This is a genomic window from Aquipuribacter sp. SD81, from assembly GCF_037153975.1.
GTDB lineage: Bacteria > Actinomycetota > Actinomycetes > Actinomycetales > JBBAYJ01 > Aquipuribacter.
Window position 1 is genome coordinate 60926 of the sequence record NZ_JBBAYJ010000016.1, and the last position, 21872, is coordinate 82797.

Sequence of the window (21872 nt, forward strand, 5' to 3'; positions counted from 1 at the left end):
AGCGCCCGACATCAGCTCGTCGCTTCCATGCGCACACGGGCGCTCGGGTCGTGAGCAGCGATCGACGCTCGGACCGCCGGCGCGTGCGGTCCTGTCATCCACGGCGCGGTCCTGATGAGCGTCGGAGCCACGCCGGAGGCGAAGAGCAGCGCGCGCCCTCGGGGCAGCGAGCCGAGGTCGGCAACGTCGAGCACCCGCTCGCGGCGCACGGAGCGGCTGGTGGAGCGGCCGCCCCTGCCATGCGAGGTCGAGACCGACCGCACGTCGTACTCACCGATGAGCTGCGACAGCTCGGACAGGAACTCGACCTCACTGACGCCGCCGCCGTACACCTTGACGTTGGCCGCGGACCAGAGTTTGCGCATGCCGTCGCGGCCCCACACCTCGACTCCTTGAGACCAGGACTGCAGGACCGTCATCATCACGATGCCGCGGGACCCGTAGTGGCTGTAGAGGTTGGGCAGCTCGCGCCAGCGGCACACGTTGGCCGCCTCGTCGAGCACCGCGACCAGCGGCACCGGCAGACGGCCGGCGGCGGATCGGATCGCCAGCTGTTCGGCGGCCTCGGTCACGGCGACGGTGAGGGCGGCGACGAGCGGGCCCGCGGAGCCGCGCCCTTCCCTGGACAGGGAGTACAGGGTGCCGGTGGTCCGGACGAATTCCTCCGTCGAGAACTGACGCCGCGCCCGGCCGTTCGGCACGCCGCCGAGGACCGGTGTGGCTACACCGGCGCCAACAGGACCATCGGTGACCCAGGCCATCGCCTGGCGGTTCGTCATGAACGACGCCTGCTGCTGGGCGGTGCCGTAGACACCCGCCCGCTGCTTGTCGGGAGCGTTCACGACCCCGGACACCGCCGAGGCCGGCAATGGGTAGCCCGCCTCGCGCAGTAGGGCAACCGGCTCGTCGTCAGTGGGGTCGGTGAGCCACAGGTAGACCTGCGTGAGTGGCCGGCGGGCGACGGCGGCCGCGAGAAGTAAGCCGGCCATGAGCTCGCGGGCGGCGGCGTCGAAGTACGCGTCGGAGCGAGCGCCAGGCTCCCGGGCTGCGGTGGCGAAAAGGTCCGCGAGGATCGCGGCCTTTACCTCGTCGGTGACGTACGTCAGCGGGTTCCACCACCAGCTCGGCTCCTCCCCGGCGACGCCTTGCGGGTCGAAGACCCACACCGGCCCGAGTGCTGCTCGCGGGTCGCGGGTGGCGTCAACGAGGTCCCGCTTGTTCGAGGTCGCCAATACGGCTCCGGGAGCGGCGAGGACGGCGGGGATCGCGCGAGCAGTCGTCTTGCCGGTCCGCGGACCCCAGATGTCGACGGCGTTGTCCTCCCACGAGGAGAACAGCTCCTGCCCGGTCAGCGACCGGCCCAGCGGCAGCCCGGGTGAGCCCTCGACGCCGAGCCGGACCGCGGTCGCTGTCGACCCCCGACGACTCACGGGACGCAGCGCCGAGCCGCGCGTCAGGTGCGGAGCGGCTCGGTCGACGGCTACACCGCTGGCGCCGCGCCGCCACCACAACATGGCGACGAGCGTGCCCACCGCCGCAAGGCTGGCCGCCAGACCGCAGGCGATGCAAGTCGCCGACGACGTCCAGGGCAGGCTTCCGTCCAGTACGCCGATGACGACGGAGAAGGGGTTGCGAGGCAGCTCGACCCCGGTGCCGTCGAGGCGGTGCCCGACGTGCGCGGCTCCGGCCACGACACCCGTCACGAAGGCAGCGCCGACTACGCCGACCCACAGCAGGGCCGTCTCGCCGGCGACGGCGGTCGACGGCCGCTTCGTCGTCGCGCTCATGCCGACACGTCCGCAGAGGCAGGCGACGCCGTCTCCGCGTCGGACTCGTCCAACGACTGCGCGAGCTGGTCGCGCGCCGCGAGGTCGATCGCTTCGAGGGACTCGACAGGGTTGGTGACGGCGTCCAGGTTGATGCGCTCCGCCGCAGCGACGCCCCCGCCGTCGGGGGCGTCTGCGCCACGGATGGTGGCGGGGTCGACGGCGCGCCACTTCTTGTTCGTGTCGTTCAAGCTCCCCTCGACCGACGTGAGCGTCACCTGCACGGGGATGCCCGGACGTCCGCCGACCTTGATGAGGAACTTGCCCTGCCCCGGTGGCGCGGTGGCGTCGCCGACCGCCGAGTCCCACGACGGGGGAGTGGTCCAGCTCGTCACGAGGTCCCGCTCGGCGCGCGACATGCCCACCGCGGAGGTGAGCATCGGGATCTCGGCCGACGGCAGCCCGCCGCAGATGACCATGCCGGCCCGCTCGACGAAGCCGCGTGCCTTCATCCGGTCCTCCTCGCTCGGCAGCGCGAGCAGGTCGCTCATGGTGTGCGACACCATCGCCATCCCGACGCCGCGCTGCCGATTCAGTCGAGTGAGGGCGTCGACGCGGTCGACGATGCCTCGCCCCGCACGCAGGGCGCGCCAGAGCTCGTCGAGGACGACGAAGTAGTGCCGTCTCGGCTCGAGGCCGGCGTCGGCCAGGGCGTGCGCGACGTTGATCGCGCCGAATCCGGTCGACCAGCACGCGAGCAGGACGGCGGCCTGCAGGTCGGTCTCCCCGTCGCCGATCGCGCTGACGTCGAAGGCGACCGGACGGTCGCGGCGCATCGGCGCGGTCGTCGGCGCGGCGAAGATCCGCCCGAAGCGGCCGCCCTCGACGAGGGCGACGAGCGACGCCTCGAGCCCTTCGGTGACCGCTCGGTACCGGTCGATGTCGCCTCGGTCGAGCGCGACCTGTCGCACGTCCGCCGGCGCGGAGCGCAGCACCTCGACGAGGTCACCCAGCACGGGCACGGCGCCACGGTCGACCGTCCGGTCGTCGAGGACGCGCAGTGCGCGGTCGAGGATCGCCTCCTCGCGGTCGCTGGGGGGAGCGGCGCGCGCGATGGTCAGCAGGGCGCTCACGGTGGTGAGCCGACGGCCATGGGCGTCGGCGAGCACCTCCTCCCGCGCTCGGCCCGTGAGGCGGCGTGCCGCCGCGGTCGACTCGCCGGGGTCGAGGACGTTGAGGTGCCCGCGGCCACGCCCGAGGGGCAGCACGTCGCCGCCCATGGCGGTGATGAGGTCGAGGTAGTCGGGCTTGAGGTCGCCGAGGACGAGCGGCAGCACGCCGTAGCCGGCGAGGCCGAGAGCCATCCGCCGCACGACCGTCGACTTGCCGAGCCCGGGAAGGCCGAGGACGAACGCGCTCGGGTTGGCGATGAGGTTGGCGCGGCGGAACCACGAGATGGGGTCGCACCCGACGGTCGCCCCGCTGATGAGGTTCTGGCCGAGCGGCACCCCGACGATTGGCGACCCGGTGCCCGCGGCGAAGGGGTAGAGCCCACACACTTGCACCGTCGTCCCTCGGAACTCGGGTGCCGGCTCGACGAGTGCGGCTGCTCCCCGGCCGGGTCCGGTCCAGCCGCGTGGACCGGGTCGCCGGCCTCCTCGCGGCGGGGTCGCTCGACGGCGGAGGCTCACAGCGCGCTCCGGATGGAGGTCGGCAGCGCCGAGTGCGCCGGCAGGACCAGACCGAGGGGGAGCGACGCGGCGAACCCCACGTCCTGCGAGCCGTACATCGGCCGGAGCTGCAGGCGGGCGGACGCCGACAGCATGTCGATCGCGGCGATGGCGTCAGGCAGCCGGTCCTCTTCCGCGACCGTGGCCGTCACGAGCAGCGAGAAGTCGACGAGCCCGGCGCCAAGGGCCTCCTCCGCCGCAGTCGCGGCGGCGGACCGCTGCTCGCTGATGGCCCGTGCAGACGGGCGGTCGCTGACCGTCGCCCGGAAGTCGGCAGCTCTCTTGTCGATCTCGACGATGCGCGCCGCGCGAGCCGCGTCCAGGGGACGAAAGACGAGCGTCACGCGCTTGCGGTCCACGTCGGGGTGCGGGTTCAGCAGGCCGTGCAGCACCGAGCTGTACACCTCGCCGCGTGGCGGTGCGGTCATCGCCCAGGTGACCGAGAGGGCGCTGTCGTGCCGGTACGTCGACCAGGTCGCCTCCGTCGCGGCGGGTCCTACGTCACTCCAGCGCAGCTCGGGCACGGACCGGTCGTGACGCGCCTCGTCGAGCGTCAGCGCCGTCGACGGGTCGTAGGCGACGCGGACGAACTCGCAGAGCTCCTGCGCTCCGACCGGCCGGACGCCGCCGGCGCCCGTGGCGAGCAGCCCCTGGCTGACGACGGGCAGGCGGGAGGCGAGGTCGCGGCCGACCTCAGCCGCCGTCCGTCGGCGCGCCCCCGGCCGCGGGGCGGCAGAGAAGGTGAGGGTCACCCACGCGCGGATGGTGGCCGAGCCCTCCGGGTAGCGCGTGACGACCTCAGACAACATGGCGAGGGCGACGGCCGGCGCGTCCGCGGCGGCCTGCTTCTCGACCTCCTGCTTGAGTCGACTGCCCGAGTCCGGCGCCGTCTCGACCGTCACGCTCGCACCCACGAGCCCCGCCTCGGAGCCGATGGACGCAAGCCAGGCCCCCCACTGCGCGACCCACAGGTCGACCTGCTCGGCGTCGACGAGCGAGGCGCCGTCCGGCTCGGTGGCGAAGACGACGGAGTAGTGGCCGGTCGAGGGCACGCGCAGCAGGGCGAAGTGGCGGCCCCACGAGTCGGTCCACTCGCTCAGCTGCGACGCGGCGAGCAGGCCGGGCAACTGGTAGGTCCCCCACGGGGCCGACGACTGCGGTCCCGACCGGTACAGGTGCAAGCCGCGTCGGCGCCCGATCCGCCACAGCCCCCACCGTCCGAGTCGCTCGGCGGCCGTGGCGCCGTGGCGGTCCCGGAGGGCGAGCAGCGCGAGGGCCGACGCGAAGAGGACTGCTGTCGGGACCGTGGCGCGGAAGCCTCCCGTGAACCACGTGATGATGAGGCTGACGAGCCCGACGAAGAGCACGAGGGTGCCGAGGGCGCCCATCCCGAGCAGGCCCGGTGTCGTCGGGCGCCGCCAGTTGCCGTACGTGCGTGGGCGGGTGCTCGCCGTCTCAGCGACTGCCATGAGGTCCCCCATCGGCTCCAGATGCCGCGCTGTCGGCCGACTGCTTGAGCGCGTTGACGGTCTGGACGGTCAACCTCGTTGCCGTCACGGCTGCGGCGGTCACGGGACCGCCCGCGGCTGCGGCGGCGGCCGGGACACGGGCGGCGGTGGCGCCGGTCGCGCTCGTGGTTGCCCCGCTCGTGGTTGCCCCGCTCGTGGTCGCCCCGCCACGTGAGGCGCTGCCAGCCGCTCCCGCGCCCGACGGCTCGCTCGGCGGGCGCGCGGCTGAGGCGCCCTGGCTCGAGCCAGAGCCTGCCGACACGCGCGAGCCAGAGGGGCCGCTGGAGCCGGCTGCGCCGCTCCGGCCACTGCGCGCGAACGCGGCGCCGCTCGGCATGGCGCCCATGGCAGCGACGGCGAGTCCCGCTCCTGCGCCGCTCGAGGACGCGGCCATGATGCCGACGGCGGGCGTGACGAACCGCATGAGAGCCGGCAGCGCGAGGATGGCGAGCACCATCATCGTGACGCCGACGAGTACGTCGAGCATGCCCGCGCCTGCCTCGTCGCCGAACAGGTCGGCGCCGGACAAGCGGAAGGCCGTTGCGTACACGATGGCGGCGGCCGGCTTGTAGAGGATGAAGGCCAGCAGCCACGCGCAGCACCGACGGAACCACGTGCGTCCCGTCTCGGTGGTCGTGAAGGCGGCCGACAGCGGGAAGATCCCGGCGAGGATCACGAGCATCCCCGACCTGACGATCATGAGGATGATCTGGACGCACGAGGTCACGATCCCCGCGACGCCGAGCACGATCACGAGGAGCGCGGGGAGGCCGTCGCCCACCGCGGTCGGCGTGATGAGCGGCGTCAGGAGCAGGGCGCCGAGGTTCTCGCCGAAGTCGGTGCCGACCGTCGAGCGGTCGATGATCCACTCTGCGAAGGCGTCCGCCGCCTGCACGGCCAGGGCGATGACGGCAAGGCCGGACCCGGACACGACGGCGAGCGTCATGAGGGAGCGGAGGACGTCTCGACCTGGCTCTGCTCGGCGCTCCCACGCCATGCGGGCACCGCCCACGGTGACCGACAGGACTGCCGCGGTGGCCATGTACCACCACAGCGACCCCTGGATGAAGGCGACGGCGTCGGACGGGTTGTTGCCCGACGTCGTGAGGTTGGGCGTCCCGATGTCCACCCACAGCGTCGACAGCGACGTCAGGACGGCCCCGACGGCGTCACCGACCGCCACGGCCAGCCGAGCCAGCGTGTCCGTCAGCACCTCGGCTGCGACCTCCTGCAGCTGGCAGTCGACCTGCCAGACCTCGCACTGCGGAGCCGCGGGCGTCGTCACGTGCCGCTCCACGGCACGTAGCCCGCGAGTCCGGGCAACGCCTGCACGCGGGGGAAGGGAGCGCCCGCGCGGCTGTAGACCAGCCGCCAGTCGCCGCGTTCCCAGCGGAGGGTCATCGGTGCGTGGGCGTACACGCCCTGCTGATCGGCGACGCCGAGGACGGCGAGGTCGATGACGGTCTCGTCCTCGGTCCACGACAGGAACGAGAAGCCGGCCAGCTGGAACGGCGCCCCCGAGGTCGCCGGCATCGGGGGCGCATCTGAGAGGTTGTCGAGGGCCACGTCGCGGCCCGGGCCCTCGGCGGCGAGATCCTCGGCGAGCACCCGGCCGCCGTCGGGGAGCGTCGTCGCCGCCAGGGCGTTCACTGCCGCGTACAGCGCGCCAATCGGCGTGCGAGCGAAGCACGACCTGACCGGCTCGGTGAGCGCCGGGCCGTGGACCTCCGGCGCGGTCGGGGCGACCACACGTCCGACGAGCTCCCACTCCGTGTCCGTCGGGGTGGTCCGCGGCACGGCCTGGTCCGAGGCGGGCAGGTCGCACTCGGCGGCGTCGGTCGTGTCTTGTTCGGTGTCCATCGCGGACGCCCCGGCGACCGGTGGCTCCTCCGCCGTCGGCTGTCGCTGGCCCGGGTCAGCAGTCGGCAGGACCAGCGCCACGACGGCCGCGACCAGCAGCGCGGCGACGAAGACCGCCGCTACGACGAAGCCGCGGCGTCGCGGCGAGCCGGCCGCCTCGTCGTTCGTGTCCGTCATCAGATCCCCCGTCCCCCTTGCCCGGCGCCTCAGACGAGGGCGGTCACGAAGCCGGACGCCGCGCCCACCACGACACAGCCGGCGAGGACGGTGCCGAGCTTGCCGATGTGCTCACCGCCCTCGCCCCGGCGACTCGAGATGATCATCGCGATGCCGGCGAAGATGACCCCCGCCACGCAGATCACGAGCGCACCCCACGACACCCAGTTGAGGATCGTGAGGAACTGCGCCGACCCGGGCGGAGCCCCCGGTGTGGGGACCGGGGCGAGCGGGACGTTGAGCAGACCGTTCACGGCTGTTCCTTCCTGCCGGTGCTGTCGGAAGTCGTCCGTTCACATCTGACGACAGGGCTGGACGCTACGCCGTTCTGTACACCACAGTCTACAGGCAGAGCTCATTGTCTTCTGCGGTGGACCGCGGTGAGGAGCACAACGGATGGCGCGCCATATCCACGAGCTACTGGGGGACCTGCCCCGCCGGCTCTCGGTGCCGCAGGTCGCGGAGCTCCTCGGCGTGCGCGAGCCGACGGTCTACCGCTGGCTCCGCGACGGCGAGATCCCTGCCTACAAGGTTGGGTCCACATGGGTGATCCTTCGTGACGAGGTGTGCGACCACCTCGAGCTACGGCACAACCGGCACGGGGCCGAGGCGTGACCGTCTCGACGGGCCCCGTCGGCTGGCGCGTCCTTGCTGTCGCCCTCGTCGCGTTGCCGCTCTCGGCCTGCGGGCCGGCGGACCCCACGACCGTCGCGATGGAGACGCCAGCGTCCGCTACCGCTGTGGCGCGGGCGGTGGCGAGCGACGTCGGTCGCCTTGACGACTACCCGGCCAACGGCCACGACCATGCCGGCCCTGACGCGCACGTCGACCTTGAGTCGTCACCGATGGCGGTCCCGACCTGGGACGCGGCCACGGGCGACGCAGCGGTCCGAGCGGCCATCAGCGCAGTCACCGCCTACGGCGCGGACGCCGATGCGGACGAGTGGTGGGGTGGTCTCGCTCCGCTCCTGTCGCCGTCCGCGCAGGCGGCCTACGCCGCGACGGACCCGACCAACGTCCCGATCGGCCTGGTGCGTTACGGCGTGCTCTCGGCCGAGGAGCCGCCGAGCGTGTTCGTCGTCGAGGTCGACGTCGGCACGGACGTCGGCGTCTACACGCTGCTCATGTCGCGCGCCGGAGCGGGCGAGCCGTGGCTCGTCGAGCGCTTCGTGCCGCCCGTGACCGACGCGGCCCAGCCGTGAGGGGCCTCGTCGGGCTGCTGCTGGGCCTCACGCTCGCCTTCGCAGGAGGCGTCGGTGGCGTGGCGCTGGTTCCCCCGCCACCCACGGCGGCCTGCGGCATTCCGGTGGTGCTCGATCCGAGCGGAGCTCCGCTTGAGAGTGTCGCGGGTTACGGCCCCGAGCAATTGGGCAACGCCGCCGCCGTCCTGACCGCCGGAGGTGCGCTCGGCGTCCCCGCACGGGGGCAGCTCATCGCCGTCATGACGGCGATGGGGGAGTCCGGTCTGCGCGTCCTCGACTACGGCGACGCGGTCGGGCCCGACAGCCGCGGTCTGTTCCAGCAACGGGACAACGGCGCGTGGGGCAGCTACGCGGACCGGATGGACCCGCTCATCTCGAGCACGAACTTCTACCGCGCCCTGCTCGCCGTCGACGGCTGGGAGTCGCTGCCGCCGACGATCGCCGCCCACCGCACCCAGCGGAACGCCGACCCCTACCACTACGAGCGCTACTGGCCCGCCGCCGTCGAGGTGGTGAGTGCCCTCACCGGGGACGTCGCGTTGAGCGGCTGCCAACCTGCGCCGCCGGGCGACATCACGACGGAGGGCTGGGTCAGGCCGGCGGCCGGTCGGCTCAGCAGCCCCTTCGGCTACCGCATCCACCCGATCACCGGCGTGCGCAAGCTCCACTCCGGCATGGACATCGCCGGGCCCTGCGGGACGCCGATCTACGCCGCCGGACCAGGGCTCGTCGTGCGCGCCGGCCCGGCGTCCAGCTACGGCACGCTCGTCGTCATCGACCACGGCGGCGGGGTCCTCACCCGCTACGCCCACATGTGGAACGAGGACGTCCTCGTCACTGTCGGCACGCCCGTCGCCGGCGGGACCGCGATCGGTCGCATCGGCAGCAACGGCATGAGCACCGGCTGCCACCTGCACTTCGAGGTCCAACGTGGCGGGGAGTTCGTCGACCCGGCGCCGTTCCTGCGATCGCTCGGTGTGGTGGTCTGACCCGCGCTCGGCACGCCGTCGGCACCTCTACGTTGATCACAGAGAGACACCTGAGCGGCGATACTTGCTGACGTCGCAGACCGCCGAGAGGAGCGAGGCATGGCCGACAGCCCGGAGCCCCGCTCCCTGGCGTCCAAGCTCGACCACCTCTTCGCCAGCGTCCGCGCGCGTGGGGCAGACGAGCCCACCTACCGGGAGGTGGCGGCGGCCATCGCGGAGCAGGGCGGACCGACCATCTCCCCGTCGTACATCTGGCAGCTCCGCACCGGGCTGAAGGACAACCCGACGCTCAAGCACCTGCAGGCGCTCGCCCGGTACTTCGGGGTCGAGACGGCGTACTTCTTCGACGACGCCGCGGCCGAGCGCATCGACGCCGAGCTCGCGCTGCTCACCGCTATGCGCGACGCCGGCGTTAGGTCGGTGGCCCTGCGCGCTGCGGGCCTGTCGCCGGAAAGCCTCGGTCTCGTCCGCGACGTGATCGACGGCGCGCGACGCCTCGAAGGGGAGTCGCGGCGGCGGGGCGGTGGTCGTCCACAGGCCACTGACGAGCCGACCGACGACATGTGACAATCCGGGTGTAAGCCACTGTCACGAAGGTCAACCGGTCCGCAAGGGGCGGTGAGCATGTCGATCGTCAGTCGTATCGCCCGCGGCCGCGCGGCGCGTTTCTCTGCCGACGCTGACCTACGCGCGCGCTGCGAGCGCCGTCTTGTGGACCTCGACGTCCCCGACCCGTTCGACCTCGACGTCTTTATCGAGCGGCTCATCACCGCCCGGGGACGTCCGCTTCTCCTCGTGCCATACCGCTTCGCTGTGGCAGGAGCACCGTGCGGTCTATGGGTCCCGCTGCCGGACGCCGACGTCGTCTTCGTCGAGGAGACGACGACCGGCGCTCAGCGCGACAACATCGTCGCGCACGAGATCGGCCACCTGCTCGCGGACCACGAGCCGGATCCGGAGCTGGTGAGGGCCTACCGCGCGCGCCTGTTCCCCAGCCTCGACCCGTCCGTCGTCGACCGAGTCCTCGGGCGCACGTCGTACACGACGGCCCAGGAGCAGGAGGCGGAGGTCTTCGCCTGGCTGCTGCTCGGCCGCCGCGCGTGGGCGCCGCCTCGTGGCGACCATGGCGCCGAGGTCGGCCGGGCCCACCAGCTCTTCGGGCCCAGCCGGTGAGTGTCCTCGTCGTCGCCCCTGCACTGCTCCTCTGGGTCGCGGTCGGGGCGCGCACCCGACGGCTGAGCGACCCCTCCCAACGTCCTCTGTGGTGGGCACTGCTTTTCTGCGCGATTGCAAGCACGCTCAACGTGCCGGCGGTGGCTGCCGAAGTCGACGTCGAACCTGCGCCGGCGAACGTGAGCCAACTGCTCAAGCACGCCTTCGTCATCGCGGCTGCGTGGCAGTCCTACGAGGTCGTGGGGGGCCTGACGAAGGACCTGCCCCAGGCACGGAAGGGGCGTGCAGCGCGGCGGTCGGTCGCGGGTCTGGTCGTCCTCCTGCTGGTCGCGCTGTTCGTGCTCAGTCCAGCCGACCGGGAGGTTGCCAACTTCACCGCGGCCTACGGCGACGAGCCCGTCATCGGTGCCTACTGGATGGTGTTCCTCGGCGCGTTGGGTCTCTCCTTGGCCAGCATTGGTCGCCTGGCCTGGTGGTACCGCCGCACCACGCCACCGGGGGGATTGCGGACGGGCATGTCGCTCGTAACGGTAGGCGTGGCGGCCGGGCTCATCTACGTCGCACTCAAGGTGCTGTACGTGGCTGCCCGGCTTGCCGGTACCCCGGAGCAGGCGCTCGCCGGCTCCGAGCGAGTAGTGACTCCTGCGCTCTTGGCCCTCTCGATCGTCGGCATCGTTGCTGGCGTGATGTGGCCCGCCTTGGTCGAACGCCGGCCGCTGCGACAGGTGCATGCGGCCTACCAGTACGCGCGCCTGCGCCGGCTTTGGGTAGAGGTCACGACCGCCGCCACGGAGGTGTCCCTCGAGCGCGTGTTGGCTGAGGAAGCGACACGCGCTGGCTCTCGCCCTCTGACCGGATGGCATGAGGCGGAGCTGCTGCTCTTCCGTCGGCTGATGGAGATCCTCGACGGGCTGCTCGTGCTCGATCAGTACGTGACCCCTGCTCAGGTGGCTGCAGTCAGGCGCCACGTCGCGCGAGACGTACCGGCACGCATGCGCTCGTCCGTTGAGGAGCGAGCACTTCTCGAGTTGGCTATGGCTGCTCGCGCGACCGGCGCCGCCCCCGCGTCACCACGGCAATGTCGTGCCTCGAAGGACCGCACGCCCATGCAGGAGGTGCACCGCTTGAGGGCTGTCGACGCGGCGCGCCGTGCCGCTCGACCGGTTGTCGCCGCCGTCATGGCTGAGCCGGTCGCCTCGGTGACGGGACACTCGACGACGTGAGCGTTGTCGAGGCGGGACCGGTGACCCGTCAGCAGCGCGCCGCCCGCGTGCTGACCGAGGTGTTCTCCCCGGCGCACCTCGCCATCGTCCTGCCGCCGATCGTGGGCGCCCGGGCGGGCGGGCTGACCGGCTTCGCCTACGGCTGCCTGGCCGCGCTGTTCACGGGCGTCATCCCATATGCGTTCCTGCTGCTGGCCGTGCGGGGCGGCCGGATCGGCGACCGGCACGTGAGGCAGCGAACCCAGCGGTTCCTGCCGCTCGGCTTCGGTGTCGTGTCGGTGATCGTCGGATTCGGCCTCCTCGTGCTGCTCGAGGACGCTCCAGGCGATCTCTCAGCGCTGGTGGTGGCCATGCTGACCGGCTTAGTCATCACGGTGGCCATCACGGCCGTCTGGCAGATTTCGATCCACACCGGCGTCGCGGCGGGCACGGTCGTCATCCTCACGCTGACGCTGGGATGGGTAAGCGCGCTGGCCTGGCCGCTGGTGGTGGCCACGGGCTGGGCGCGTGTGGTTCTGAGGGATCACACGGTCGCTCAAGTAGCCGCAGGCGCCGTTGTGGGCGCGGTCGTCGCAGGGCTCGTCTTCACGACTCTGCGCTAGGGCCAAATGGGTCGTCCCGATGCGGGTTGCTGTTCGCCGGCCCGTCCACGGTCCGCGGACTGCCGGTCACTCGCGCCTCGGGCAGCACGTCCAGGTAAACGGGTCATCGGCACGGGCGGGATGCCATCCGGCCGCTCAGGAGGTACGCCCACAGATCTGGCAGCGATGTCACCCATGTCCGCCCTGAGCAGCTCCGCCACGCCTAGAGTCTCGTGCGTGATCACTGGCGAGTTGAAGAGCAAGATCGACCGCGTCTGGGACGCCTTCTGGTCTGGCGGCATCAGCAATCCGCTCGAGGTCATTGAGCAGGTCACCTACCTGCTGTTCATCCGCCGCCTCGACGACATGCAGACCCTGACCGAGAGAAAGGCGCGGGTCACGAAGGCGCCGGTCGAGAACCCGATGTTCCTGCCCGGCCAGGCCCACCTGCGCTGGAGCCAGTTAAAGAACGCCGCCCCCGACGTCATGCACAAGACCATCGCCGACGAGGTCTTCCCGTTCCTGCGGGACATGGGTGACGGCACTACCTACAGCGAGCACATGAAAGACGCGCGCTTCACCATCCCGACTCCGGCGTTGCTGTCCAAGGTCGTCGACATGCTCGACGACATCCCGATGGCCGATCGCGACACCAACGGCGACTTGTACGAGTACCTGCTCTCCAAGATTGCCTCCGCGGGTGTCAACGGCCAGTTCCGCACCCCGCGCCACATCATCGAACTGATGGTGAAGATGACCGCACCTCAGCCGCGCGACGAGATCTGCGACCCGGCGTGCGGGACAGCCGGCTTCCTCATCGCCGCCAGCGAGTTCGTTCGCGACACCCACGCCGACGCGCTGCTCGACTCGGCGCAGCGCAAGCACTTCCACGCCTCGATGTTCCACGGCTACGACTTCGACTCCACGATGCTCCGGATCGGCAGCATGAACATGCTCCTGCACGGCATCGAGTCACCCGACATCCGCTACCGCGACTCTCTCTCCGAAGGCGCTGCGGGAGACGCCGACAAGTACACGCTCATCCTCGCCAACCCGCCCTTCGCCGGATCGCTGGACTACGAGGCCACCGCCAAGGACCTCCAGCGCATCGTCAAGACCAAGAAGACCGAGCTGCTCTTCTTGGCACTATTCCTGAAGCTGCTCAAGCCCGGGGGCCGCGCGGCCGTCATCGTCCCGGACGGCGTTCTGTTCGGATCGAGCAGGGCGCACAAGGCACTGCGCAAGACGCTCGTCGAGGACCAGAAGCTCGACGCCGTCGTGAAACTCCCGTCGGGTGTGTTCCGCCCCTACGCTGGCGTCTCGACTGCGATCCTGTTTTTCACCAAGACCAACTCCGGCGGCACCGACAACGTCTGGTTCTACGACGTCCGCGCCGATGGGTTCAGCCTCGACGACAAGCGCAACCCGATCGGGGCCAACGACCTCCCCGACGTCGCGAGTCGTTGGTTGAGCTTGTCGAAACCAGACTCGCCAGAGAGGGGCCGGGCCCGCACCGAGCAGTCCTTCCTCGTCCCCAAGGCTGACATCGTCGCCCAGGGCTACGACCTCTCATTGAACCGCTACAAGGAGATCGTTCACAACGAGATTGAGCACCGCGCCCCGCTCGACATCATCGCCGACATCGAAACTCTCGAAGACGAGATCACCACGGGCCTCGCCGAGCTGAAGGCGATGCTCCCGTGACCGCCTTGGGCGAGGTCCTCCGACCAAGCAAGGATCCCGTCCGCGTCGAAGACCCCGCAACCGCACGACTGATCTCGGTCAAGCTCCACGGCAAGGGCGCCGTGCAGCGGACTGTTGGCGACGGCAAGGCACCCAAGCCATTCACTGGCAACCGCGGGCGGGCGGGTCAATTCGTATTCTCGCGTATCTGGGCGCGACGAGGCGCGATGGCCCTCGTCCCAGTCGAACTCGATGGCGTCGTCGTCACCAACGAGTTCCCGCTCTTCGACGTGGATTCCGCCAGGCTGGACGCGCGCTACCTCAACCGATACGTTCAGACGCCCTCCTTTCTGGCTGCCCTCGAGCGTGTCAGCGCGGGTGCATCAGGGCAGAACCGCGTGAAGGAAGCCGCCTTTCTGGGCCTCGATATTCCGCTCCCGCCGCTCCCCGAGCAGCACCGCATCGGCTCGATTCTCGACCACGCCGACACCCTCCGGGCCCGGCGACAAGGTGGTCGGCGGTTGTACCTGGAGTTGATCGAGTCTCAACACGATCGCCATACACGCGAAGCAACAGAGGTCACAATCGCGACGCTTTTGAGGGAAGGAGCCTTGACGGTCCACAAGGACGGCAACCACGGCAGCGTGTACCCGCGGGCGGAGGAGTTCGTTCCTTCCGGCGTTCCTTTCCTCACCGCCAAAGCCGTTCGTGATGACGGAACGTTCATCACTGAAGCGGTCGACCACCTCAATGAGACAAAGGCTCGCCAGCTTCGCGTCGGATGGATTCGGCGAAACGATGTATTGCTCTCCCACAATGCATCGGTCGGGAAGGTCGCCGTATATGAAGGCCAGTTCGGCGAAGCCCTCATTGGCACGTCCTTGACGTCGTTTCGTTCTAACCCGGCTCTCCTGGACCCGAGGTTCCTCGCAGCTTCCCTACGGTCGTCGTTCTTCCAACGTCAACTGACGAGCAACATGGCACAAACAACGCGGAATCAGGTTCCGATCACGGCCCAGCGAGAGCTCAGAGTCAAGTGGGTCGGGCTGGCACAACAGCGCGCGTTCGTGACGATCGCAGAAGAGATCAATGCAAGGCTCAGGGACGAGTGGCGCTCCGCCGCCGCCTACGAAGAGCTCTTCGCCTCCCTCCAGTCCCGCGCGTTCCGAGGGGAGTTGTAACCCATGCCTGTTGAGATGAGGATGTGGCGCATCGACGGTGCCGCGCCGAAGCCACTGACGACCTCGGTGCTCCCGGCAGAGAAGGACCTGCATGAGTTCCTCAAACGCGACCCGTCCCTACTCGGCGAACGCCTGCTGGTCATCGGGAGCGAGGTCATCACGCCCTACGGTCCACGTCTCGACCTACTGGCGATCGACGCCGAGGGCAACCTTAACTTGCTGGAGCTCAAGCGCGACAAGACTCCACGCGAGGTTGTCGCCCAGGTTCTCGACTACGGGTCGTGGGCCTCGACGCTGTCACGGGACGAAATCATCGACATCGCAACGAAGCACCTTGACCAGCCCTTCGAGGCTGCGTTCGAGGACGTCTTCGGCAGCGCCCCGCCCGACGAGCTGAATGGCGACCTCAGCCTCACCATTGTGGCTGCCGAGCTCGACGCAAGCTCGGAGCGCATCGTCAACTATCTGCGTGACTTTGGAGTTCCCGTCAACGCGGTCTTCTTCTCCTATCTCGAAGACGACGGCCGTCGTTATCTCGCCCGTTCGTGGCTCGGCTTGTCCGAGGAAGGCGCTCCAGCAGCGCCGTCGGCGGCCAGGAAGGGCAAGCGTGCCGCCTGGAACGGACTGGACTGGTACGTGTCCTACGGTGGAAACCGGAACTGGGAAGACGCACACCGGTTCAAGTTCATCGCGGCCGGGGGCGGGAAGTTCTACTCCCAGACGATGAGGTCACTGCCCGAAGGCGCACGCGTATGGGTGAACCTCCCCGGCACCGGTTACGTGGCCGTCGGCAAGACCCTCGCCCCAGCGCGCCGGTGGACGGACGCCAAGGTCAAGGTCGGCGAGGGCTGGGTGAAGCTGTCCGAGCAGGACCTCGCCGGCACACCGCAACCACACTTCGACAACGCCGACGCCGACACGGCCGAGTGGGTCGTACCCGTGGAGTGGCTCGACGCCCGTCCCGAGGCCGCCGCCTTCTGGGAAAAGGGGTTGTTCGCTAGTCAGCACAGTGCTTGCAAACTGCGCCAGGAGTTCACCCTCGGCCGATTGGCCGACCACTTCAACATCGACGATAGCGAGTAGACGACTGCGATGGGAAACTTCGACTTCGTCCGCCAGACGCTGCCGTCCGTGCATGAGGACTGCGTCCGGGCTGAGTCGTACTTGTCGTCCGATCCTCGTTCTGCGTGCTTCTATAGCCGTCGCGTCGTCGAGGAGCTCGTCGGCTACCTCTACGACGTCCTGTCCCTGCGGACGCCGTACCGCGACGACCTCGCCGCCAAGATCGGTGACCCCGCGTTCAAGGCGAAGGTGCCGCAGGGCATCGCGCAGAAGCTGACCGCGATCCGTCGCATCGCCAACACCGCTGTCCACGAGAACCGTCAGATCCGCCCCGATGTGTCGCTCGCGGTGCTGCGCGAGTTGTTCAACGTGGTGGTGTGGACGTCGTACCACCACTCACCGTCCCCCGGCGCGGTGCCGTTGCAGGCGCAGTTCGACCCCGCGCGCGCCGCTCAAGCAGCGCCGCTGTCGCGCGACGAGGTCGCTCGGTTGGCCGCGAAGTTCAAGGCGCAGGACGAGGCCCACGCCCGTGAGCTCGCGGAGAAGGACGACCGTCTCGCTCAGCACGAGGCCGAGATCGCGCAACTGAAAGCGCAGATCGCCGCGGCGCAGGCGGCGACCGCGCCGGACACCCGCGACTACGACGAGGCCGTGGCCCGCGACCTATTCATCGACGTACTGCTCCACGAGGCTGGCTGGGAGCTCGCCGATGGGCGCGACCGCGAGTACGAGGTCGCTGGCATGCCGAACGCCGAGGGCAAGGGGTTCGTCGACTACGTACTGTGGGGCGCCGACGGCTTGCCGCTGGCCGTGGTGGAGGCCAAGCGCACGGCGAAGTCGCCGGAGGTGGGCCAGCAGCAGGCCAAGCTGTACGCCGACTGTCTCGAGAAGCAGTTCGGGCGGCGGCCGGTGATTTTCTACACCAACGGTTACGAGCACCGGATTTGGGACGACGCGGGCGGCTACCCGCCCCGCGAGACCCAGGGCTTCTACACCCGCGACGAGCTCGAGCTGCTGATCCAGCGCCGCCGGACCAAGCAGGCTATGTCGAGCGCTCCGGTGAACACCGACATCGCCGGTCGCCCCTACCAGGTACTGGCTATCAAGGCAGTCAGCCATGCGTTCGACCGCAAGCAGCGCGAGGCCCTACTGGTGATGGCGACAGGCTCGGGCAAGACCCGCACCGTCATCGCCCTTGTCGACCTGCTGCAGAAGGCGAACTGGGTCAAGCGAGTCCTCTTCCTCGCCGACCGCACGGCGTTGGTCAACCAGGCCGCGAACGCGTTTAAGGAGCACCTGCCCGGCTCGACGACCGTGAACCTCGTGACGGAGAAGGCCGTCGAGGGTCGCGTCTACGTCTCGACGTACCCGACGATGGTGAACCTGATCAACGAGGTCGACGGCGGCCTGCGTCGGTTCGGTCCCGGCTACTTCGACCTCATCGTCATCGACGAGGCCCACCGCTCGGTCTACGCCAAGTACGGCGCGATCTTCGACTACTTCGACGCCCTGCTCGTCGGCCTGACCGCGACCCCGAAGGACGAGGTCGACCACAACACCTACAGGCTGTTCCACCTCGAGGACGGCGTCCCCACCGACAACTACTCGCTGGACGAGGCTGTCGGTGCCGGCTATCTCGTGCCCCCGAAGGGCATCAGCGTGGGCACTCAGTTTCTGCGCGCGGGCATCAAGTACGACGACCTCACCGAGGAGGAGAAGGATCAGTGGGATGCGCTGGACTGGGGCGAGAACGGACCTCCCGACGAGGTCGGAGCCGAGGAGATCAACCGGTTCCTCTTCAACGAGGACACTGTCGACAAGGTGCTCGAGACCTTGGTGATGCAGGGCTACAAGGTGGCGGGCGGCGACCGGCTGGGCAAGACGATCATTTTCGCCAAGAGCCAGAAGCACGCCGAGTTCATCGAGAAGCGCTGGAACCTCGCCTACCCCGAGCTCGCCGGCCACTTCGCCCGCGTGATCACCCACGGCACGCCGTACGCACAGTCCCTGATTGACGACTTTTCGATCAAGGACAAGGCGCCGCATATCGCGATCAGCGTCGACATGCTCGACACCGGTATCGACGTGCCCGAGGTCGTCAACCTCGTGTTCTTCAAGCTGGTGCGCTCGAAGTCGAAGTTCTGGCAGATGATCGGCCGCGGCACTCGCCTGTGTCCCGACCTGTTCGGCCCGAGCGAGGACAAGGAGGACTTCCTCGTCTTCGACTTTTGCGGCAACCTTGAGTACTTCAGCCAGGACCTGCCCGGCTCGCAGGGTCAGGTTCAGAAGTCACTCACCCAGCGCCTCTTCGAAGCGCGGCTCGGGCTTGTCACCGCGCTTGCCGGTGACGAACCCGACCTTAGGTCGTCGACGGTGGAGACGTTGCGCGAGTTCGTGGCCGGCATGAACCTTGACAACTTCGTCGTCCGGCCCCACCGTCGCGCCGTCGAGATGTACGCGTCTGCCGACGCTTGGAGCAACCTCGGTACGGAGGACTTGGAGGCGCCGCTAACGCTCGCTGGTTTGCCATCCTCGGTCCGCGACGACGATGAGGATGCCAAGCGCTTCGACCTGCTCATCCTGCGCCGCCAGCTCGCCCAGCTCGACGGCGACGCCGTGTTAGCCGAGCGGCTGCGGGAGACTGTGCAAGAGATCGCGGCGTCACTGCTAGGCAAGACCACGATCCCGAGTATCGCCGAGCAGGCCGTCCTGCTGGAGTCGGTTGCCGGGGACGACTGGTGGATCGACGTCACTTTGCCAATGCTGGAGGTCGCGCGACTCCGCATCCGTAGTCTCGCCAGCTTCATCGAGAAGACGGCCCGCAACCCGATCTACACCGACTTCGAGGACACGCTTGCCGAAGGAATCGAGGTCGTACTGCCCCGCGTAACGCCCGGCACCAACTTCGAGCGCTTCCGCTCGAAGGCTGAGGCCTACCTCCGCGACCACCTCGACAACCTCGCCCTGCAGCGCCTGCGCCGAAACAAGCAGCTCACACCCGAGGATCTGACGGAGCTGGAGAACATGCTTGTTGCCTCCGGCGGTCAGGCTGTTGACATCGCCTGGGTAACCCAGCAGGGGGGCGGCCTGGGAGTCTTCGTACGTGGCCTGGTCGGCCTCGACCGCGCGGCAGCCACCGAGGCGTTCGAGCGCTACCTGAACGGCACCAGCTTCTCGGCCGAGCAGGTCCGCTTCGTGAACCTCATCGTCGACGAGTTGACGAAGAACGGCGTCATGGAACCTGCTCGGCTCTTCGAGTCGCCGTACACGGACCGCGCCCCCACCGGTCCTGATTACATCTTCCCAGACTCCGACGTCGAGGTCATCGTCAAGACACTGAACGAGATCAAGCAGACCGCCCTGCCGAAGGAGGTAGCGTGATCTTCAGTTCGAAACGGGCGGACAGGGTACGCACACCTCGGGTTCTCCAGCGCAAGACACAGTCACTTTACGCTGACGACGCAGACGGCCTGGAACGTGACGTACTGAATCGAAAGCGACTGGCGACCCAGTTGGCGCGTGCCATTCGCGACCTTGCCGAAGAGACCGAGAGCGCTGTAGTCGGTCTCGTCGGTCCGTGGGGATCGGGGAAGTCCAGTTTACTCGGCCAAATCGAGACTGAGCTGTTCACCAGCAACTGGTACATCGGGTATCACAACCCATGGGCCTACTCTGACTTCGCGGGTTCCGCTGCTGGCTTCTTTGCTTCATTGCGGGACGCCGTCCCCGAGGATGTTCTTGGCAAGGAATGGCGCGCGGTTGTGGGCGAGTGGGTTTCTAAGGCAGCGCCACTCGGCGCGGCCGGCGGTGTAGCGGGCGTCGACGGATCGGGAGCGATAGGCGCTGTTGGGGCTGTAATCACCGGAGACCGAAGTCCGGCCAAACTGCGGGAGTCCGCCGCGGAGGGGCTTAGCAGGATCGACCACCCAGTATTGATGGTACTCGATGACCTGGACCGCCTGGCGCCAGACGAGTTGCTGTACACCTTCAAACTCGTGCGACTCCTCGGTCGCCTGCCGAACGTGTACTACTTGCTTGCTTACGACGAGGCGACCCTGACAGATCTTCTGGAATCAACTGACCTGGCTGGGCGGGGCTCCGGCCGCGCTCAACAGTACCTGGAGAAAATTATCCAGGTCCGTCTTGAGGTCCCTCCTATGCTGCCAGAGCAGCAGGCCGCATTGGCCCAAGCCGCCATCGATGAGATCTGTGCAAGGAGAGGCATCACGCTCACGGCCGGTACTAACCGGCGGATGCAGCGGATGTGGCGGGACTGCTTGTCGGTCTACTTAGATCAGCCGCGGTCAGTCAAGCGGCTGTTCACTCAGGTCGATGCGACCTGGCCCGACGTTTCAGGAGAGGTTGACTTCTCGGACTTCGTCGCCATGACGTTCCTTCGTGTCTTCGAGCGGCCTCTTCTGGACGTCATCCTCGAAAAACGCGCTGAGATTCTTCAGCAGCCCTCCGCTTGGAGTCTCAAGGCACACAAGGAATCGCCGCAGGACCGATTGGCGCGTTGGAAGCAGCAAATCGCCGATGCTGAGCCGCGGCACCCGGCTGCCATCGAGGACCTCCTGGCACACCTCTTCCTCTACATCCGCGGCGCCAAGGAAGGCACTCAGTACGTTGGGTCGTCCTATCAGGAGGACGTCAAGCAGAGGATGGGAGTCGGCACGTCGGAACACTTCGACCGGTACGTCCAGGTCGGGGTCCCGGAATCGGATCTGGCTGAGTCGACCGTCAGAACGGCTGCTGAGGAGCTCCGAGATGGAAGGCTGGGTCCCGCCACCAAGGAACTAGTACAGCGAATGCGCGCGGATGCTTCGCCCGCTTTGAGCAAATTGCGAAGAGAGCACCGAGCGTCGCCGTTGCGAGCGTCGAGCACCCTGCGTCTCCTCGCCAGCCTCTACTTCTCAGCGATGGACCAGAAAAGCGGCCCCTTCGGGCTGTCTCCAGACTTCAGCATCATCAGTCTCTCAGTTGACGTGCTTGACCAGACCGAAGTATCGGCGGCGAGCGATCTTGTCGAATCGTTGGCCCAATCCGACTCGGCGTCTCTAGCGCTGGCGGCCGACATAACGCGGGTCGCCTTGAGGGACTCCGACACTCCGCACCCGTGGGCCGAAAGGGCGAAGCCAGCTGTAGCTAACGCCCTCTCGACAGCCATTCGGACGCTCGCCGGAGAGCCCGCTCGATCACACCCAAGACTGTTGTCGCTTCTGTACAGCCACTTCCATCTCGCTCAACCTGGGGAGACCCGCGGCTTGCTCTGGGAGGCGATCGACTCGGGCGTGTGGGAACTGCGTGAGATTCTCGGACTGCTTATACCGCTTGGGCAAGCTAGCAACGGTGAGGACACCTGGACTTCTATGGGCGACTTTTCGGAAGGGACCATCGAGGACATGCTCGGGCTTGACCGCGTCCTCGACCGCCTCCCGGAGCAGCCGGAACTGCTGGAGCGACACGTGACTAATCAGTACTTCGATGGACCAGTTGACGCCGACGATCTCGAGGCGAGAATCGAGTGCGCGTTGACCGGCCTAGAGCGCGTGCGAGCGCGCCGCGGCCACGAGGCTGAGGTCGCGAGCGGCGGCGAAGCGACGGCCACTGGCGGTGACGGCGATCATGAGCAGGGCGACTCCTGACGCTTTGGCGAATCCCTCTCGGCGCCAGTCTCGATTCGTACTCGCCTCCTGCG

The 21872-nt window shown here is 68.6% G+C and carries 18 protein-coding genes; 12 read left to right on the forward strand and 6 right to left on the reverse strand.

Annotated elements, in window-relative coordinates:
- Positions 1-11: 11 nt before the first annotated feature.
- The 6 genes from WAA21_RS11205 to WAA21_RS11230 all read right to left on the reverse strand — a co-directional run bounded on the left by WAA21_RS11205 (position 12) and on the right by WAA21_RS11230 (position 7334).
- Entirely contained in the window at positions 12-1787 is a 1776-nt protein-coding gene (locus tag WAA21_RS11205) for a type IV secretory system conjugative DNA transfer family protein (RefSeq protein WP_336922890.1), read from the reverse strand.
- Positions 1784-3331, reverse strand: coding sequence for an ATP/GTP-binding protein (locus WAA21_RS11210; RefSeq protein ID WP_336922891.1), 1548 nt, complete (start codon positions 3329-3331; stop codon positions 1784-1786). The genes WAA21_RS11205 and WAA21_RS11210 overlap by 4 nt, the downstream gene beginning before the upstream one ends.
- A gap of 122 nt (positions 3332-3453) precedes the next feature.
- Positions 3454-4965 carry an SCO6880 family protein gene (locus WAA21_RS11215; protein WP_336922892.1) on the reverse strand — a complete coding sequence of 504 codons (1512 nt, stop codon included), beginning with the start codon at positions 4963-4965 and terminating at the stop codon, positions 3454-3456.
- The gene (locus WAA21_RS11220; RefSeq protein WP_336922893.1) at positions 4952-6289 is read right to left on the reverse strand and encodes a hypothetical protein; all 1338 of its coding nucleotides are present in this window, start codon (positions 6287-6289) and stop codon (positions 4952-4954) included. The genes WAA21_RS11215 and WAA21_RS11220 overlap by 14 nt, the downstream gene beginning before the upstream one ends.
- Complete coding sequence (locus tag WAA21_RS11225) at positions 6286-7041, reverse strand: hypothetical protein (protein ID WP_336922894.1); 756 nt, start codon at positions 7039-7041, stop codon at positions 6286-6288. The genes WAA21_RS11220 and WAA21_RS11225 overlap by 4 nt, the downstream gene beginning before the upstream one ends.
- Positions 7042-7070: 29 nt before the next feature.
- Positions 7071-7334, reverse strand: coding sequence for a hypothetical protein (locus tag WAA21_RS11230; protein WP_336922895.1), 264 nt, complete (start codon positions 7332-7334; stop codon positions 7071-7073).
- Between the two features lie 142 nt (positions 7335-7476).
- On the opposite strand from WAA21_RS11230, the gene WAA21_RS11235 reads away from it, so the two are divergent.
- The 12 genes from WAA21_RS11235 to WAA21_RS11290 all read left to right on the forward strand — a co-directional run bounded on the left by WAA21_RS11235 (position 7477) and on the right by WAA21_RS11290 (position 21819).
- The gene (locus WAA21_RS11235; protein ID WP_336922896.1) at positions 7477-7695 is read left to right on the forward strand and encodes a helix-turn-helix domain-containing protein; all 219 of its coding nucleotides are present in this window, start codon (positions 7477-7479) and stop codon (positions 7693-7695) included.
- A 230-nt stretch (positions 7696-7925) separates the two neighbouring features.
- Positions 7926-8282: a hypothetical protein gene (locus WAA21_RS11240; RefSeq protein WP_336922897.1), complete on the forward strand. Its 357-nt coding sequence runs from the start codon at positions 7926-7928 to the stop codon at positions 8280-8282.
- 164 nt (positions 8283-8446) lie between these two features.
- Positions 8447-9271, forward strand: coding sequence for a M23 family metallopeptidase (locus tag WAA21_RS11245; RefSeq protein WP_336922898.1), 825 nt, complete (start codon positions 8447-8449; stop codon positions 9269-9271).
- A 99-nt stretch (positions 9272-9370) separates the two neighbouring features.
- Complete coding sequence (locus tag WAA21_RS11250; protein WP_336922899.1) at positions 9371-9838, forward strand: helix-turn-helix domain-containing protein; 468 nt, start codon at positions 9371-9373, stop codon at positions 9836-9838.
- A 144-nt stretch (positions 9839-9982) separates the two neighbouring features.
- Positions 9983-10444 (forward strand): hypothetical protein, encoded by a 462-nt coding sequence (locus WAA21_RS11255; RefSeq protein WP_336922900.1) that lies wholly within the window; start codon positions 9983-9985, stop codon positions 10442-10444.
- Positions 10441-11667 (forward strand): MAB_1171c family putative transporter, encoded by a 1227-nt coding sequence (locus WAA21_RS11260; protein ID WP_336922901.1) that lies wholly within the window; start codon positions 10441-10443, stop codon positions 11665-11667. The genes WAA21_RS11255 and WAA21_RS11260 overlap by 4 nt, the downstream gene beginning before the upstream one ends.
- On the forward strand, positions 11664-12269 hold the full coding sequence (locus WAA21_RS11265; RefSeq protein WP_336922902.1) for a phosphatidic acid phosphatase: 606 nt from the start codon (positions 11664-11666) through the stop codon (positions 12267-12269). Before WAA21_RS11260 ends, WAA21_RS11265 begins: the two co-directional genes overlap by 4 nt.
- 216 nt (positions 12270-12485) lie before the next feature.
- Complete coding sequence (locus WAA21_RS11270; protein WP_336922903.1) at positions 12486-13952, forward strand: type I restriction-modification system subunit M; 1467 nt, start codon at positions 12486-12488, stop codon at positions 13950-13952.
- Positions 13949-15112 (forward strand): restriction endonuclease subunit S, encoded by a 1164-nt coding sequence (locus WAA21_RS11275; protein WP_336922904.1) that lies wholly within the window; start codon positions 13949-13951, stop codon positions 15110-15112. Before WAA21_RS11270 ends, WAA21_RS11275 begins: the two co-directional genes overlap by 4 nt.
- Before the next feature lie 21 nt (positions 15113-15133).
- Positions 15134-16195, forward strand: coding sequence for a hypothetical protein (locus WAA21_RS11280; protein WP_336922905.1), 1062 nt, complete (start codon positions 15134-15136; stop codon positions 16193-16195).
- A 9-nt stretch (positions 16196-16204) separates the two neighbouring features.
- Complete coding sequence (locus WAA21_RS11285; RefSeq protein ID WP_336922906.1) at positions 16205-19555, forward strand: DEAD/DEAH box helicase family protein; 3351 nt, start codon at positions 16205-16207, stop codon at positions 19553-19555.
- Positions 19552-21819, forward strand: coding sequence for a KAP family P-loop NTPase fold protein (locus tag WAA21_RS11290; protein ID WP_336922907.1), 2268 nt, complete (start codon positions 19552-19554; stop codon positions 21817-21819). Before WAA21_RS11285 ends, WAA21_RS11290 begins: the two co-directional genes overlap by 4 nt.
- The last annotated feature ends 53 nt before the right edge of the window (positions 21820-21872 follow it).

What these genes read in the sequence shown, in the direction of transcription:
- WAA21_RS11205 (WP_336922890.1), bottom strand. Translation starts at nt 1,787, where the DNA reads ATGAGCGCGACGACGAAGCGGCCGTCGACCGCCGTCGCCGGCGAGACG.
- WAA21_RS11215 (WP_336922892.1), bottom strand. Translation starts at nt 4,965, where the DNA reads ATGGCAGTCGCTGAGACGGCGAGCACCCGCCCACGCACGTACGGCAAC.
- WAA21_RS11225 (WP_336922894.1), bottom strand. Translation starts at nt 7,041, where the DNA reads ATGACGGACACGAACGACGAGGCGGCCGGCTCGCCGCGACGCCGCGGC.
- WAA21_RS11235 (WP_336922896.1), top strand. Translation starts at nt 7,477, where the DNA reads ATGGCGCGCCATATCCACGAGCTACTGGGGGACCTGCCCCGCCGGCTC.
- WAA21_RS11240 (WP_336922897.1), top strand. Translation starts at nt 7,926, where the DNA reads ATGGCGGTCCCGACCTGGGACGCGGCCACGGGCGACGCAGCGGTCCGA.
- WAA21_RS11250 (WP_336922899.1), top strand. Translation starts at nt 9,371, where the DNA reads ATGGCCGACAGCCCGGAGCCCCGCTCCCTGGCGTCCAAGCTCGACCAC.
- WAA21_RS11280 (WP_336922905.1), top strand. Translation starts at nt 15,134, where the DNA reads ATGTGGCGCATCGACGGTGCCGCGCCGAAGCCACTGACGACCTCGGTG.
- WAA21_RS11285 (WP_336922906.1), top strand. Translation starts at nt 16,205, where the DNA reads ATGGGAAACTTCGACTTCGTCCGCCAGACGCTGCCGTCCGTGCATGAG.